Origin of the sequence: Pantoea sp. B270 (genome assembly GCF_018726825.1) — a bacterium.
GTDB lineage: Bacteria > Pseudomonadota > Gammaproteobacteria > Enterobacterales > Enterobacteriaceae > Pantoea > Pantoea dispersa.
Genome location: NZ_JAHCSX010000001.1, coordinates 2,947,239 through 2,963,013 on the forward strand (window position 1 = coordinate 2,947,239; position 15,775 = coordinate 2,963,013).

The following is a 15,775-nucleotide window of genomic DNA, read 5'->3' on the forward strand; positions in this document are numbered from 1 at the left end:
GCTTTACAGACGCGAATGATAATGATTATTATTGTCAACGCGAATCCGGCTGCGTCTCCTGACAAACCGGGTAAGCACGACATTGCTCACATTGCTTCCAGTGTTTCTTAGCCAGCTCGGGTGCTGGCTTTTTTTTGCCTGCGCCTCAGCCGAACGCCGTCCTCAGCATTTTATCCCTCTTCTCCTTCCGTGGCCGCAACGGCATAACATGACAAAAAAATGATAAACTCAGCGTATCTCTGACCTCAGGCGCACACGATGAAGAAGAAAAGACCGGTATTACAGGATGTTGCCGATCGCGTCGGCATCACAAAAATGACCGTCAGCCGCTACCTGCGGAACCCCGATCAGGTCTCTGCGGCGCTGCGCGACAAAATCGCCGTGGCGCTGGATGAACTCGGCTATATCCCCAACCGTGCGCCCGACATGCTCTCTAACGCCACCAGCCGCGCGATTGGCGTGCTGCTGCCCTCGCTCACCAACCAGGTGTTTGCCGACGTGCTGCGCGGCATTGAAACCGTGACCGATGAAGCGGGCTATCAGACGCTGGTGGCGCACTTCGGCTATAACCCGCACAAAGAGGAGCTGCAGCTGCGTTCGCTGCTGGGCTGGAACATTGATGGCGTGATCCTGACCGAACGTTCCCACACGCCGGGCACGCTGCGCATGCTGGAAGTGGCGGGCATTCCGGTGATCGAAATGATGGATTGCGTCACGCCGTGTCTTGATATGGCCGTGGGCTTCGACAACGTCGAGGCGGCGCGGCAGATGACGCATGCTATCCTCAGGAAAGGCCATCGTCACACCGTCTATCTGGGCGCGCGCCTCGATGAGCGTACGCTGCAAAAGCAGCAGGGCTACGAACAGGCGATGCGCGAAGCCGGGCTGACGCCACACAGCGTCATGATGGAAGATGCCTCCTCCTTCAGCGCCGGTGCCCAGTTGCTGCGCGAGGCGCAGAAGCGCTATCCGCACACTGACAGCCTGTTCTGTACCAATGATGACCTGGCGGTAGGCGCGATGTTTGAGTGCCAGCGCCAGGGGTTGCGCGTGCCGGAGCAGATGGCGATCGCCGGCTTTCACGGCCACGACATCACGCAGGTGGTCAATCCGCGGCTGGCTACGGTGCTGACGCCACGCGAACGCATGGGGCGTGAATCAGCCGCCATGCTGCTGGCGCGGATTGGCGGCGATCGCAGCGTGACCGCGCCGCTGGATGTCGGTTTTGAGATTGCCGAAGGTGGCAGCATCTGATTTTGGCGATTTTTTGAGTCAGTTCACACTTTCGTGCTTTTCCGCCTGACAAGGGTTGCCAGCGTCTGAGCGCGCTCGGACAATGGCAATCAAAATTGTTATCGGTAACATTGGCAGCTTAACCTGCCGGAGCGCAAAACCATGACCACGCCATCTCCATCGCACCACGTCTTTATCCTGATGGGTGTTTCCGGCAGCGGAAAGTCTGCCGTCGCCAATCAGGTGTCTCATCAGCTCAGCACCGCGTTTCTGGATGGTGACTTCCTGCATCCGCGCAGCAACATTACCAAAATGGCGGAAGGCCATCCGCTGAACGACGACGATCGCCAGCCGTGGCTGCAGGCGCTGAATGATGCGGCGTTCGCGATGCAGCGTACCCAGGCGATCTCGATCATCGTCTGTTCAGCGCTGAAAAAGTCCTATCGTGACATCCTGCGTCAGGGCAATCACAACCTGAAATTCATCTATCTGAAGGGTGATTTTGCCACCATTGAGTCTCGTCTCAAGGCGCGCAAAGGCCACTTCTTCAAACCGCAGATGCTGGTGACACAGTTTGAAACCCTGCAGGAACCGGGTGCCGACGAGCCGGATGTACTGGTTGTCGATATCAATCACTCACTGGATGAGGTAGTTGCGGCCACGGTTGCGACCATCGAGGGCGCAATCAACAAGGGCTAGTCATGAGTACCGCAACGCTGGTGTTAACCGCAGCAGGCTCTGTCCTGCTGCTGCTGTTTTTGGTGATGAAAGCGCGGATGCACGCCTTTGTCGCCCTGATGTTAGTATCGATGGGTGCCGGTCTGTTCTCCGGTATGCCGCTGGATAAAATTGCCGAGACCATGCAAAAAGGCATGGGCGGCACGCTCGGCTTTCTCGCCATTGTGGTGGCGCTGGGCGCCATGTTCGGCAAAATTCTGCATGAAACCGGTGCGGTCGATCAGATCGCCATTCGCATGCTGAAAACCTTTGGCGAGCGGCGCGCGCACTATGCGATGGGCATTGCCGGGCTGATCTGTGCGCTGCCGCTGTTCTTTGAAGTGGCCGTGGTGTTGTTGATCAGCATCGCCTTCGCGGTGGCACGTCGTACCCACGATAATCTGGTTAAACTGGTGATCCCGCTGTTTGCCGGTGTCGCCGCCGCGGCGGCCTTTTTGCTGCCCGGACCGGCACCGATGCTGCTGGCGGCGCAGATGCACGCTGACTTTGGCTGGATGATCCTGCTGGGGCTGTGCGCGGCGATCCCCGGCATGCTGATTGCCGGTCCGCTGTTCGGCAACCTGATTGCGCGCCATGTGACGTTCAGCGCGCCGCCGGAAGATCATCAGCCGGACGTCAGCGAGGGCCAGCTGCCGTCGTTTGGCTTTAGCCTGTCGCTGATTCTGTTCCCGCTGCTGCTGGTCGGGCTGAAAACCATCGGCGCGCGCTTTACCACACCGGATTCACGTCTGTATGCATGGCTGGAGTTTATCGGCCATCCGTTTACCGCCATCCTGCTGGCGCTGCTGGTAGCGATTTACGGCCTGGCTTACCGTCAGGGCATGGATAAAGAGAAGGTGATGCAGGTATGCGGCAGCGCGCTGCAGCCGGCGGGGATTATCCTGCTGGTGATTGGTGCGGGCGGCGTGTTCAAGCAGGTGCTGGTGGATTCCGGCGTTGGCCCGGTGCTGGGCCACGCGCTGACCGGTGCCGGCATGCCGATTGCGCTGGCCTGTTTTATTCTCTCCGGCGCGATTCGGGTGATTCAGGGCTCGGCCACGGTGGCCTGTTTAACCACCGTCGGTCTGGTGATGCCGGTGATTGAACCGTTGCATTACAGCGGTGCGCAGCTGGCGGCGCTGTCGATCTGCATCGGCGGCGGCTCGATTATTATCAGCCACGTCAACGATGCCGGTTTCTGGCTGTTTGGTCGCTTCACCGGTGCCACCGAAGGCGAGACGCTGAAGACCTGGACGCTGATGGAGACGATTCTCGGCACCACCGGCGCCATCGTCGGGATGATCGCGTTTAGTTTGTTGTCGTAATGGCAATGCGCAATAAATTGCGCCGTTACAGATTAATGCACAGCCTGTAGCGGCGCGATTTATCGCGCGTTGTAAAAATGATCAATCCACCTCGCGCTCATCGTCCGGCTGGTCCAGCACAGTGTACGCCACCGCGCAGAACAGCGAATTCAGGCGCTTCATATCTCCCAGCAAACCTAAATGCAGCGAACTGGTTTCGATGCTTTGCACATTCTGCCGGTGCAGGCGCTCGACGTGGGCGTGGGAATAACGGCGAATCAGGATGCGGAAACGGTGCTTGGCACGGCGCAGGCGCTTGGCGCTGGTGACGTCGTGTGACAGAAACACCGACAGGCTCAGGCGCAGGTTGCTTAACACCTGCTCCTGCAGCGAATTCAGCTCTTCCAGCCCTTCCGGCGAAAACGCCCGGCGCGCCTGCAGCGATTTGTCCGCTACGTCGGCGCTCATGCGTTCGATAATGTCGCCTGCCTGCTCCAGATTCAGCGCCATCTCAATCACCTCGGCCCAGCGGCGTGAATCCTCTTCCGCCAGATCCTCCTTCGGCATGCGCGCCAGATAGAGCTTAATGGCGGTGTACAGCACGTCCACATCATCATCCAGCCGCCGCACTGCGCGCTCCTCGCGCAGTTCGCCCATCACCACCTTGTTGAAGCTCTCCAGCATCTGCTCCACCACATCGCCAATGCGCAGCGTTTCCCGCGCCGCGTTGGCCAGCGCCAGCGCCGGGGTATCCAGCGCGCTGCTGTCGAGGTGCTTAGGCTTGAGATGGGTCTGGTTTTCCGCATCGTCGGCGATCATGCGGCGGCACAGGCGCGCCATCGGTTCGGCAAACGGCACCATCACCAGACAGCGCACCAGGTTGTAGAACACGTGGAAGAAGATCACCATCTCTTCATCGTTAACCGGCAGCTTATCCAGCAGGTCGGCGATGTAATCGACAAACGGCAAAATAACGATGCTGCCAATCAGCTTGAACAACAGGCTACCGAGCGCCACCCGCTTGCCGGCAGCATTCGATCCGCTGGCGTTGATCATCGCCAGCAAGCCGCTGCCGAGGTTAGCGCCAATCACCAGACACAGCGCCACTTTGAACGAGATAACGCCGGTGGCGGTCAGCGTGGCGGTAATCAGCACCGCGGCCAGGCTGGAGTAGCTGATTATGGCGAATACCGCGCCAATCAGCGCATCCAGCATGATATCGCCGGTCAGCGTGGAGAACAGCACCTGTACGCCAGCGGCCTGCGTAATGGGTTTGGCGGCGGCGACAATCAGCTGCAGCGCCAGCAGAATCAGCCCGAGGCCGATGGCCGCGCGTCCGATCTGACCGGCGCGCGTCTGTTTGCGGCTGAGGAAAAATACCACGCCAAAAAAGATAAACAGCGGCGACAGCCAGGAGAGATCGAAGGTCAGGATACGCGCCATGATGGCGGTCCCGACGTCAGCTCCCAGCACCACCACCAGCGCGGGCGTCAGGCTGACCAGATTCTGCGCCACAAACGAGGTGACTAATAACGTGGTGGCGTTACTGCTCTGCACCAGCGCGGTAACGCCAATCCCGGCAAGAAACGCCATCGGTTTTTTTTCCACGCTGCGGCTTAACACGCGACGCAGATCGGCACCGTATACGCGCATCACGCCGGTGCGGACAATGTGGGTGCCCCATACCAGCAGGGCGACGGCGGAGAGAAGGTTAAGCAGGGTTAGCACGAATAAAGGCTCCTATGCGCCAGGCAGAAAACAGGCGGCTGCCTGCCTGGCGATAAGCACAGCCGATAAATACCTGCGTCGCGCTGCGTTGCCAATTTTTCGTTTAATTTAAGCGACCTGGCGCAACGTCGACATCTCTAACTGTAGTCCAATCTGCATGCCGGCGGGGTGTAAATCTGCCACGCTGCGGTTGAGCACATCCACCGACAACTCGACCTGATTCGCCAGCACGCGATAGCGGATCACGTTCCCGAGCAGGCTATGGCTGAGAATGGTGGCCGCGATGCCTGCCTGCGGTGCGCACAGCTGGATGGATTCCGGACGAATCGCCACCTGGCTGCTGAACGGCTGGCCGGTCAGCTGCGTTGCCTGTTCGGCGCTCAGCAGGTTGTAGTTACCAATAAAGCCCGCGGCGAACAGATCCACCGGCTGGGTATAGAGCGTTTCCGCGTTGCCGTTTTGCACAATGCGACCGCGATTCATCAGCACAATACGGTCCGACAGCGTCAGCGCCTCTTCCTGATCGTGGGTGACAAAAATGGTGGTCAGCTTCAGCTCCTGCTGAATGTGGCGAATCTGCTCGCGCAGATGGCGGCGAATGCGGGCGTCCAGCGCCGACAGCGGTTCATCCAGCAGCAGCAGGCGCGGCCGCGTCACCAGCGAACGCGCCAGCGCCACGCGCTGACACTGGCCGCCCGACAACTGGTGCGGATAGCGGCGCGCGAAGTCGGTCAGTTCCACCAGCGCCAGCGCTTCCATCACGCGTTGCTGAATCTCGCCGGCGGGCAGTTTCTGCATCTTCAGGCCAAACGCGACGTTCTTCTCCACCGTCATATTGGGAAACAGCGCATAGCTCTGGAACACCATGCCAATGGTGCGCTTTTGTGGCGGCAGCGGCACCAGATCCTGGCCCTGCAGCAGAATGGTGCCGCTGTCGACATCGGTCAGGCCGGCGATGCAGCGCAGCAGTGTTGACTTGCCGCAGCCGCTCGGGCCGAGCAGGGTGACAAACTCACCTTCGTCGGCGCTGAAATCGATGTTTTCAAAAATGGTGGTGGGGCCGTAGCTTTTATTCAGTTGGGTAACGTTCAGGTAACTCATGGTCAGCCTCGTTCAGGATTGAGGGCATTGGCCAGCCAGGTGACCAGCAGGACAACCGCAAAATAAGAGATCACCAGCGCGCTGGTGAAATGCCCGCTGCCGTTGCGCATGTTGTAGAGATAAACCTGCAGCGTTTCATAGCGGGTGCCGACCAGCAGGTTAGCAAAGACAAACTCACCAATCAGAAACGAGAAGGAGAGCAGCACGGCAATAAACACCCCTTTGCGCAGATTTGGCAGCACCACAAACAGGGCTGCCTGCCAGGTGCTGGCGCCCAGCAGATGAGCCGCGTCAATCAGCTCTTTCAGGTTGATGGCCTGCATATTGTTGGCAATGGCGCGGTAGATAAACGGCAACGCAATGGTGAAGTAACAGCCGATGAGAATCCACGGCGTGCCGGTCAGCATCAGCGGGCCCGAGGAGTAGAGCTGCAGCAGCCCGACCGACGAGACTACCGGCGGCACGGCAAACGGCATCAGAATCAGCACGTTCATCACCGCGTCCAGTTTTGGATAGTAGTAAGCGATTACAAACATCGCAGGCAGCACCAGCAGCAGGGAGAACAGCAGCGCACCCACGCAGATCAGCAGCGAATGACCGAGCGCGGTGAGGAAGCGCGGATCGCTCCACAACTGCGTCAGCCACTTCAAGGTAAAGCCCTGCGGCAGAATGGTATCGCTCCACTCGCTGGAGATGCCGTACAGCAGCGTCGCCAGCAGCGGTGCGGCGAGCACGATCAGCAGCAGCCAGACAATCAGGCGATGGTAGAGTTTTTCGACGCGAGACATGTCAGGACTCCTGTACGCGGGCATGCAGATAGCTGCGACGCACCAGATACTGCTGCACCACGGTAATCAGCGCCATAATCAGCACCAGCAGCATCGCCAGCGCGCCGCCGGTATTGGGATCGAGCGAGATATCGCCTGACACCAGCGCGGCGATGCGCACTGGCACCACGTTGAAGTTGCCGGTGGTCAGCGCGTAAATGGTGGCGTAGGCGCCCAGCGCGTTGGCCAGCAAAATCACAAAGGTGCCGAGCAGCGCCGGAAACAGAATCGGCAGGCCGATGTGCCACCAGTAGCGCCAGCGGCTGGCACCGAGCAGTGCCGCCGACTCTTCCCAGTCTTTCCGCAGCCCGTCAAACGCCGGGTAGAGCAGCAGAATACCGAGCGGAATCTGGAACCAGGTGTAAACCAGCACCATGCCGTCGCGCGAAAACAGTTTAAAGCTGTCCAGCCAGCCGTAGTGGCGCAGCAGCAGCGTCAGGCAGCCGTTCAGTCCAAGCAGGATGACAAAGGCGAAGGCCAGCGGCACGCCGGCGAAGTTGCTGGTCATATTGGTGAACGACAGCAAAAAGCGCTGAAAACGCCCGGTGCCGAGCTTGTGCAGCGAATAACCGGCAAGCAGCGCGATCAGCAGACCGTAAACGCTCGACCACAGTGAAATATCCAGCGACAGGCGAAAGGCCTGCAGGTAGAACGGTGAAGTGAGGATATCGCTGTAGTTATCGATGCCCCAGCGCTCATTGATATCGCTCCAGAAGCTGTTGATGGCAATCCACAGCAGCGGCGCGAGCTGGAAGGCGATCCAGAACAGCACGAACGGCAGCAGCAACAGCGAGGCCAGGGTTTTGCCCTTCATCAGCGCGGCTCCGCCAGCAGACCACGACACAGCGGTTTGTCGTGCGTGACGCCGAGCAGGGTGCAGACGGTGCCGCACAGGTCGGTTTGCTGCGGTTCCAGGTCGGGCTGCAGCGAGAAGCCGCGGCCAAAAACAAACAGCGGCACCTGCGTCTCTTCCGGCAGAATACCGCCGTGCGAGCGATCGTCGTTCATGCCGTGGTCGGCGGTGACAATCACCTGATAACCGGCGGCCAGCCAGCCGGGCATCCACTGCGATAGATAGCCATCCGCCATTCGTGCCCGGTTACGGTACTGCGGTGATGACAGGCTGTGCTTGTGCCCGGCATCGTCGATGTTCATTGGGTGAATCAGCAGGAAATCGGGATCGTGCTGCAGGCGCAGGCTTTCGGCATCCTCAAACAGATGCGAGTCGGGGTAACCGTCGTCCCAGTAGAAATGGCCGTACTGGATCGGCAGGTCGGGCGCGTTAGTGTGGCGGTCGCGCGCGGCGTTAAACGGCGAGCGGTTATACAGTTCGCTCACCCAGTGATAAGCGGCAGCGGCGGTAGTGAGTCCGGCGTCGCGCGCGTAGTGGAAGATACTGCGCTGAGTGCTCAGGCGATTGACGCCGTTGTGAATGATGCCGCTGCGCACCGGCGGAATGCCGGTCAGAATGCATTCGTACAGCGGACGCGACAGCGACGGCAGTTCGCAGGTCAGCGTGTAATAGTGACCGTTGCCCTGTTTGCATTCGGCAAACAGATAGCCCATGGCGTGCTGCGCCACCTGATTACTCAGCCCATCGAGTACCACCAGGATTGTTTTCATCCCCGCTCCCTCAGGTGCGCATGAATGCGCACCCTGTAAAAATTGGTGATAGGTACCGGCGCAATGTATTGCGCATTGCCGGAAAACGGATGCGCGATACATCGCGCCGCTACGGTATGTGCGACTGGCAAAACGTCTGCGTTACTGCTTCATGTTAATCACTACATTCTCCTGCCACAGACGCGGCAGCAGTTTTGAGGTCTTATCCCAGGCAGCCTGATCTTTGATCGGGCGGGCATTTTTGTATTCGGACTGTGGCAGCAGCTTGGCCTGCACGTCTGCCGGCAGCGTTAAATGCTCGGCGCGAATCGGGCGCGCATAGCCTTTCGCCAGGTTGATCTGGCCCTCATCCGACAGAATGTATTCACGCGCCAGCTTCGCCGCGTTCGGGTGGCGGGCGTATTTGTTGATAATGGTGGTGTAGCCAGAAGTCACGGACCCGTCCGACGGAATCACCACTTCGTAGCGATTTTTATCAATCTGATCGCGGTAGTTCAGGCCGTTGAAGTCCCACACCACGGCGACCTGAATCTCACCTTTTTCGATGTTGGCGATCACCGGATCGGTCACGCCAAGGCGGCCCTGTTTCGCCAGCTCGCCAAAGAACGCCAGCGCCGGCTTGATGTTCTTCTCGTCACCGCCCAGCGCATAGCTGGCGGCGAGGACGCCGTTTGCCGCCTGAGCTGCCGTGCCGACGTCGCCGATAGTGACCACATACTTACCTTTTTTCAGATCGGCCCAGCTGTGCGGTGCGTCTTTCACCTGCTGCTTGTCGATCAGGAAAGCGATGGTGCCGGTGTAGGCCAGCATCCAGTTGCCATCGGCGTCTTTCGCCCATGCCGGAATCTGATCCCAGTGCGTCGGTTTATAGGGTTGCGCCACGCCTTTGGCGACGGCAATCGGACCGAAAGCGGCGCCCACGTCGCCGATATCGGCGCTGGCGTTATCCTGCTCGGCGGCAAACTTCGCCAGCTCCTGCGCCGAAGACATATCGGTATCGCTGTGCTTCAGACCATATTTGGTGCTGAGATCGTTCCAGGTATCTTTCCAGTTAGCCCAGGTGTCAGGCATACCGACGCTGTTAACCTGGCCTTCGGCGCGCGCGGCTTTTTCCAGTGCGGCAACATCGTTATCGGCGGCATGCGCGGCGGGCAGCGCAAGCAGAACAGCACTGGCTACTACAGAAGAGATAAACGCTTTCATCTCGATTGCTCCGGGTGTAAGTTGTGGGTCGTCGTGGTCTAGTCCAGCAAGAACCGAGCCAATGTAGCCCGGATAGATGAAGGTTTTATGACCGGGGTGTTGAAATGGGATGTGGCGCGTCGTTCCACATGCGGTTACAGCGCGCTAAAGCGTGGGATGTGCCTTGTCACATTGTAGTCATCGAACTGTCATAGTGCAGATTTGCCCCAAAATGAGGCTGAAAAAAATGTCGTCGAAAACCGCAGATGTGATCGCCGCCGCACTATGCGAACGGATTGAAAACGGAGAGTTTGTCACCAGACGATTGCCGGCCGAGCGCGCGTTGAGCGAACAATATTCCACCACGCGCATCACGCTGCGTGAAGCGCTTGGCCTGCTGGAAGCGCAGGGCGTCATCTACCGCGAATTACGGCGCGGCTGGTTTATTGCGCCGCCGCGTCTCATCTATAACCCGGCACATCACAGCCACTTTCACGCCATGGCGCTGCAGCAGGGGCGCATTGCCAGCACTGAGGTGATGGAGGCGCGCGAGGTGCCGGCGCAGCTGGCAATTGCGCGTCATCTGCAACTGCTGGAAGGCGATCAGGTGTACCGCATTCGCCGCCTGCGCCGCATTGATGGCCGCGCGGTGCTATACGTCGAGCATTACCTCAATCCGGCCTTCTTTCCCGGTCTGCTGCGTGAAGATCTCACCCGCTCGCTGACCGATCTGTATGACCAGCGCTACGGCATTCACTACGGCGGCGCACGGTTTACCATTGTGCCCGGTCCGCTTCCGGCGCGGGCGGCGCCCGCACTGAACGTGGCGAGCGGTACGCCCGGCCTGCTGATTACGCGTATCAACCGTGACCAGCATAAGCGGGTGATTGACTGCGACTGCGAGTACTGGCGTTATGACGCGCTGTGCGTTGATGTTGAGGTGTGATGTATTGTGATTTAGATCACATTACAGCATGATAGCGCCAGAAGAATCTCGTCATCTGAGGCGCAAAATAATGACAACAAAACCAGCGGCGGGGCAGCTTATTGCTTCGGTATTACAGTGGGTACTGAACATTGGCCTGGTGATTCTGGCCGTTATTCTGGTGGTGTTTCTCGGTAAAGAGACCATTCACCTGGCGAATGTGCTGTTCAGCACCGGTGAGCAGGCGTCTTCGTATCTGCTGATCGAAGGCATTGTGATCTACTTTCTCTATTTCGAGTTTATCGCGCTGATTGTGAAGTACTTTCAGTCCGGCTATCACTTTCCGCTGCGCTACTTCGTCTATATCGGCATCACGGCGATTATTCGTCTGATCATTGTCGATCATAAAAATCCTTTCGATACGCTGTGCTACTCGGCGGCCATTTTGATTCTGGTGGTGACGCTGTGGCTGGCCAACAGTAACCGCCTGAAACGCGAGTAATTCCTCCCGCGACGCCAGCGTGGCACAAGCAGATGTGTCACGCTGAGCGCGGTGCGCTACACTAGGGCAACTTTTTTACCGGAGATGTCCTGATGTCGCATGACGCGCTGCGCCAGTTACGCGCACTGCACTGGCTGCCAGCCTCTTCCCCGTTACTTTCACCGCCGCTGCTTGACTGGCTGCTGGAAGAAGACTCAATGACGCGCCGCTTTGAGCAGCACTGCCAGCAGGTTACCGTACAACTGCTGCGGGAAGCGTTCATTACCGCCGATGAGATGCCGCAGGAAGCGGCGTTTCTGCCTGCCGACACGCGCTTCTGGCTGCGTGAAATCGTGCTGTGCGGTGACAATGAACCCTGGCTGATTGGCCGAACCGTGGTGCCGGAGAGCACGCTGAACGGCCCGGAACAGATGCTGCAAAATCTCGGCACGCGGCCACTGGGACGCTACCTGTTTTCCTCCTCGACGCTGAGCCGCGATTTTATCGATCCGGGCCAGATTGATGACCTGTGGGGACGCCGCTCGCGGCTGCGCCTGTCCGGCAAACCGCTGCTGTTAACTGAACTGTTTTTACCGGCGTCGCCGCTGTACCGCGCGCTGAAGCAAGGATAACGCCCCGTGCAAAAGACTTTAACCATGAGCAAATGGCAGGCCTATAGTCGCCTGATGCGTATTGATAAACCGATTGGCACGCTGCTGCTGCTGTGGCCGACGCTGTGGGCGTTGTGGCTGTCCGGCATGGCGATTCCGCCGCTATCGGTGCTGCTGGTGTTCGTACTGGGGGTGTTTGTGATGCGCGCGGCGGGCTGCGTGATTAATGATTACGCCGACCGTAACCTCGACGGCCACGTGAAACGCACCGCCGCGCGACCGTTAGCCAGCGGCGCGGTAACGGAGAAAGAGGCGAAGCTGCTGTTTACCGGCCTCGGTCTGCTGGCGTTCCTGCTGGTGCTGACCATGAACCGCATGACCATTCTGCTGTCGTTTGGCGGGCTGGCGCTGGCGTGGGTTTATCCCTTTATGAAGCGCTATACCCATCTGCCGCAGGTAGTGCTGGGCGCGGCGTTTGGCTGGGCGATTCCGATGGGCTGGGCGGCGGTTAGTGAGTCCTTACCCTTTGTCTGCTGGCTGGTGTTTCTTGCCAATATTTGCTGGACGGTGGCTTATGACACCCAGTACGCCATGGTTGACCGCGACGACGATCTGAAGATTGGCGTGAAATCGACGGCGATTCTGTTTGGGCGTTACGACAAGCTGATTATCGGGCTGTTACAGCTGGCCGCGCTGGGCCTGATGGCGCTGGTGGGCATTTTACTGCATCTGAACGGTGCGTTTTACTGGTCGCTGCTGCTGGCGGGCGGGCTGTTTGTGCATCAGCAGAAACTGATCGCCGGGCGTGAACGTGAGCTGTGCTTCCAGGCATTCCTCAACAACAACTACGTTGGCCTGGTGCTGTTTATTGGCGTGCTGCTCAATACCCAGCCGTTTGTCGCGCTGTTTTGATGGTGGGGTGATTAACCCCGGCGGTGCGTCGGTCGCCGCAGTGGGAAGCGCGTTCTTTCCGCGTCTGAATTCTGACAACGAAAACCGCGGCGCAATCTGGCGTGTGACAGATGCGCCGCGGTTTCCAGTCGTCCATTAGTCGTGCGCCACGGCACTCTCAATGGTCAGACGGACATCGCTGGTGACCAGTTCGGCCAGCATCTGCCACATCATATTGGTACGTTCAGCATCCGCATCACCGGAATCACTGATATAGCCTTCATCACGCAGCGACAGCACCAGCGCGGTAAAGACCGCCTTATCAAAGAACTCCGGCGCATTGATACCGTGCAGCACTGACAGACGCTGAGCCAGCGTGCGGCTCTCTTTCTCCAGCGTGCCACGGTTAATGGTCGGCTTGGCGCTGAGAATGGCGAAGGTAATGGCGAAACGCTGCAGCGTTTCACGAATCCCGGCCGCCAGCAGCTGCAGCGTACGGTAACGCGCCGCACTCATTTTCAGCTGGCCTTCCTGTACGGTAATCAGCCCCTGCCGCGCCATTTCGGCGCAGAGCGCATTCAGCAGGGCCGGCAGTTCGGCACTGTCCCAGCGCAGGAACAGTTCGCTCTTCAGCATCGGATAGACCAGGCTGACCTGACGCAGCAGTTCCGCCTCGCTGATCTCCCGATGCTGCTGCACGATAGCGGCAATCAGCGACGGCATCACCAGCATATGGTGGATGTTGTTGCGATAGTAGGTCATCAGCACCGCCTGCTCGCGCGGCAGAATGATGATCTCGCCAATACTGTCCTGCTCGGTCTCGAACTTGTTCATGCCCATGGCGTGATCGAGCAGCGCTTCAGCGCTGAGATCCGGCACGGTTGACTCGGGTGAGTACGGCACATTGCGCAGCAGCTGGGTATAGCACTCCAGCTGTTCCGTCAGCTGTTCACGCGTCAGCGAGCGCTGGCGCGATGCCAGCAGCGCGGTCACGCACAGGTTCATGGCGTTGGCCGCGCCGGCTTCGTTGATGCGAACCATCAGACGTGCCGCGATATCGTTCACTACCGGCGTCATCCACGCCGGACGCTGAGGATCGATAGGGTCAATCGCGTCGCGCCACTCCGGAACCTGTTTATTGAGATAGTTAACCAGCGACAGCGGCTCACCGAAGTTCACATAGCCCTGGCCGAGGTTACGCAGCTTGCGCAGGCCGCGCACCATCTGCATGAAGCCCTCTTTCTCTTTCGCGGCACCGCGCAGCTCTTTGGCATAAGTGCCGACTTCCATCACGTGCTCATAACCGATGTAGATCGGCACAAAGGTGATAGGACGGCTGCCGCCGCGCAGCAGCGCCTGTAACGTCATCGACAGCGTGCCGGTTTTCGGGTCGAGCAGACGGCCAGTACGTGAGCGCCCGCCCTCAACAAAATACTCAACCGAATAGCCGCGGCTGAACAGCTCGCCCAGATACTCGCGGAACACCGTGGAGTAGAGCTTGTTGCCTTTAAAGGTACGACGAATAAAGAAGGCACCGAGGCGACGGAAAATCGGTCCGGCTGGCCAGAAGTTGAGATTGATACCGGCAGCAATGTGCGGCGGCACCAGGCCCTGATGATAGAGCACGTAGGACAGCAGCAGATAATCCATGTGGCTGCGGTGGCAGGGCACGTAAACAATTTCGTGACCATCCTGCGCCAGCTGGCGCACGCGTTCGCCGCCGTGCACGTTAATGCCCTGATATAGCCGACTCCACAGCCAGCCCATCACACGGTCAGTCACGCGGATCGCTTCGTACGAGAAATCCGCCGCCACTTCTTCCATCATTTCGATGGCATTCTGCTGCGCTTTTTCATGCGAAATCTTCTTGCTGCGCGCTTCGTCTTCAACCGCTTTCTCAATCGCTTTGGATTGCAGCAGCTTGTTGAACAGATCCTGGCGTGCCGGCAGACGCGGGCCGACGGCTGCCAGCCGCTGGCGGGCAAAATGAATGCGCGCGACACGTGCCAGTTTCTGCGCGATCGACTGATCGGTACCGTGTTCGGTGGCCATCTGACGCAGCGAAACCGTGGGCGAGAAACGGACAAAGCTGTCGCGACCGTGCCACAGGATGGCAAAGAACTTCTGTATGCCGTTAAGAATACGCAGATGTGGCGTCGGTTCGCCCTGAATTTCACGGCCTGGCGCACGGCCAAACATCACGGAAACCGGCAGCATCTGTACGTCCAGCGCCGCATTATTGCGGTGCAGATCGAGGTAGTCATGGAAAAGCTTGACCGACTCCGGGTTCGCCACGAAATAGGGGAAGACGCGCGGCCCATCGTGAATAAATACGTGGCGCGGCAGCAGGGTGCCGTCAATCTCCAGCGGCGCCAGCGGATCCGGCAGATCGTGCTTCAGGCACTGTGCGCGTAGCGTGAGCAGGTCCGCCTTTGAATCATAAGGCAAAACATACATCACCGGACGGGTCGGATCGATACCGTGTTCCGAGATCGGATCGGTCGGAATGACCTTACTTTTTACCAAAATAGAGAGTGGTAAATTCAACAATTTGTAATAGAGTTTACGCCAACCTGACATAGACAACTTGAAGCCTCTTGTTAGCAAAGCGCGGCAAGCATACCAGAAAGTGCGGCGAAGATCTGTGGCTGTGCCACCTCGCGCGCCCAGACATTGACGTCAAAAACAGTTAAGGGTTCCACAACATGGCAAATAACGTCACCGGTTTCCTGAGAATCATTAAAGCCGCCGGTTATTCCTGGCAGGGGCTGCGCGCTGCCTGGCAGCATGAAGCCGCTTTTCGCCAGGAGGCGATTGCCGCACTGGTCGCGGTTGCCATCGCCTGCTGGCTGGATGTCGATATCATCACGCGTGTGTTGCTGATTGGCTCGGTGGTGCTGGTAGTCATTGTTGAGATCCTTAATAGTGCCATCGAAGCCGTGGTGGACCGTATTGGTCAGGAACGCCATCCGCTGGCGGGACGCGCCAAAGACATGGGCTCGGCGGCGGTACTGCTGGCTATCTTACTGGCTCTGTTTGTCTGGATCGCGCTGCTTTGGTCGCATTTGCGATAAACATTCCACATTCATCAAGCCGCTGATTTTTCCCTCTGTTTCGGTTTTCATTTCGCCAATACCTGTATATACTCACAG

Annotated in this window: 15 protein-coding genes; 8 read left to right on the forward strand and 7 right to left on the reverse strand. The window is 58.7% G+C overall.

Translation table 11 applies throughout. The annotated features are described in order from the left end of the window. The first annotated feature begins 258 nt into the window (after window positions 1-258). The 3 genes from gntR to gntU all read left to right on the forward strand — a co-directional run bounded on the left by gntR (window position 259) and on the right by gntU (window position 3,275). The gene (gntR, locus tag KOL70_RS14020) at window positions 259-1,254 is read left to right on the forward strand and encodes a gluconate operon transcriptional repressor GntR (protein WP_021507996.1); all 996 of its coding nucleotides are present in this window, start codon (window positions 259-261) and stop codon (window positions 1,252-1,254) included. Window positions 1,255-1,395: 141 nt separating this feature from the next. Then, window positions 1,396-1,932, forward strand: coding sequence for a gluconokinase (gene gntK, locus KOL70_RS14025; RefSeq protein WP_010615889.1), 537 nt, complete (start codon window positions 1,396-1,398; stop codon window positions 1,930-1,932). Between the two features lie 2 nt (window positions 1,933-1,934). Next, a complete protein-coding gene (gntU, locus tag KOL70_RS14030) occupies window positions 1,935-3,275 on the forward strand; it encodes a gluconate transporter (protein WP_021507994.1) in 1,341 nt (446 codons plus the stop codon). Between the two features lie 81 nt (window positions 3,276-3,356). Here the strand turns inward: gntU and KOL70_RS14035 are convergent, their stop codons facing one another. From KOL70_RS14035 to KOL70_RS14060, 6 genes are all read right to left on the reverse strand, one after another. Continuing rightward, window positions 3,357-4,982, reverse strand: coding sequence for a Na/Pi cotransporter family protein (locus KOL70_RS14035; protein WP_031279764.1), 1,626 nt, complete (start codon window positions 4,980-4,982; stop codon window positions 3,357-3,359). A 108-nt stretch (window positions 4,983-5,090) separates the two neighbouring features. Next, entirely contained in the window at window positions 5,091-6,083 is a 993-nt protein-coding gene (locus KOL70_RS14040; protein ID WP_021507867.1) for an ABC transporter ATP-binding protein, read from the reverse strand. A 2-nt stretch (window positions 6,084-6,085) separates the two neighbouring features. After that, the gene (locus KOL70_RS14045; protein ID WP_058757571.1) at window positions 6,086-6,871 is read right to left on the reverse strand and encodes an ABC transporter permease; all 786 of its coding nucleotides are present in this window, start codon (window positions 6,869-6,871) and stop codon (window positions 6,086-6,088) included. A 1-nt stretch (window position 6,872) separates the two neighbouring features. Next, entirely contained in the window at window positions 6,873-7,724 is an 852-nt protein-coding gene (locus tag KOL70_RS14050; protein WP_021507865.1) for an ABC transporter permease subunit, read from the reverse strand. Further along, on the reverse strand, window positions 7,724-8,533 hold the full coding sequence (locus KOL70_RS14055; protein WP_215480797.1) for an alkaline phosphatase family protein: 810 nt from the start codon (window positions 8,531-8,533) through the stop codon (window positions 7,724-7,726). Before KOL70_RS14055 ends, KOL70_RS14050 begins: the two co-directional genes overlap by 1 nt. 141 nt (window positions 8,534-8,674) lie before the next feature. Next, window positions 8,675-9,736, reverse strand: a complete 1,062-nt coding sequence (locus KOL70_RS14060; protein ID WP_058770009.1) for an ABC transporter substrate-binding protein — start codon at window positions 9,734-9,736, stop codon at window positions 8,675-8,677. A 226-nt stretch (window positions 9,737-9,962) separates the two neighbouring features. Between KOL70_RS14060 and KOL70_RS14065 the strand changes: the two genes are divergently transcribed. From KOL70_RS14065 to ubiA, 4 genes are all read left to right on the forward strand, one after another. After that, window positions 9,963-10,661 (forward strand): UTRA domain-containing protein, encoded by a 699-nt coding sequence (locus KOL70_RS14065; RefSeq protein WP_021507862.1) that lies wholly within the window; start codon window positions 9,963-9,965, stop codon window positions 10,659-10,661. 70 nt (window positions 10,662-10,731) lie between these two features. Next, complete coding sequence (psiE, locus tag KOL70_RS14070; RefSeq protein WP_010616618.1) at window positions 10,732-11,142, forward strand: phosphate-starvation-inducible protein PsiE; 411 nt, start codon at window positions 10,732-10,734, stop codon at window positions 11,140-11,142. A 92-nt stretch (window positions 11,143-11,234) separates the two neighbouring features. Next, entirely contained in the window at window positions 11,235-11,753 is a 519-nt protein-coding gene (gene ubiC / locus KOL70_RS14075; RefSeq protein ID WP_010616617.1) for a chorismate lyase, read from the forward strand. A 24-nt stretch (window positions 11,754-11,777) separates the two neighbouring features. Then, window positions 11,778-12,644 (forward strand): 4-hydroxybenzoate octaprenyltransferase, encoded by an 867-nt coding sequence (gene ubiA, locus KOL70_RS14080; RefSeq protein WP_215480980.1) that lies wholly within the window; start codon window positions 11,778-11,780, stop codon window positions 12,642-12,644. A gap of 135 nt (window positions 12,645-12,779) precedes the next feature. Here ubiA and plsB read toward each other — a convergent pair whose 3' ends face one another. Further along, entirely contained in the window at window positions 12,780-15,203 is a 2,424-nt protein-coding gene (gene plsB, locus KOL70_RS14085) for a glycerol-3-phosphate 1-O-acyltransferase PlsB (RefSeq protein WP_031279763.1), read from the reverse strand. Between the two features lie 125 nt (window positions 15,204-15,328). Between plsB and KOL70_RS14090 the strand changes: the two genes are divergently transcribed. Then, the gene (locus KOL70_RS14090) at window positions 15,329-15,697 is read left to right on the forward strand and encodes a diacylglycerol kinase (protein ID WP_058780895.1); all 369 of its coding nucleotides are present in this window, start codon (window positions 15,329-15,331) and stop codon (window positions 15,695-15,697) included. The last annotated feature ends 78 nt before the right edge of the window (window positions 15,698-15,775 follow it).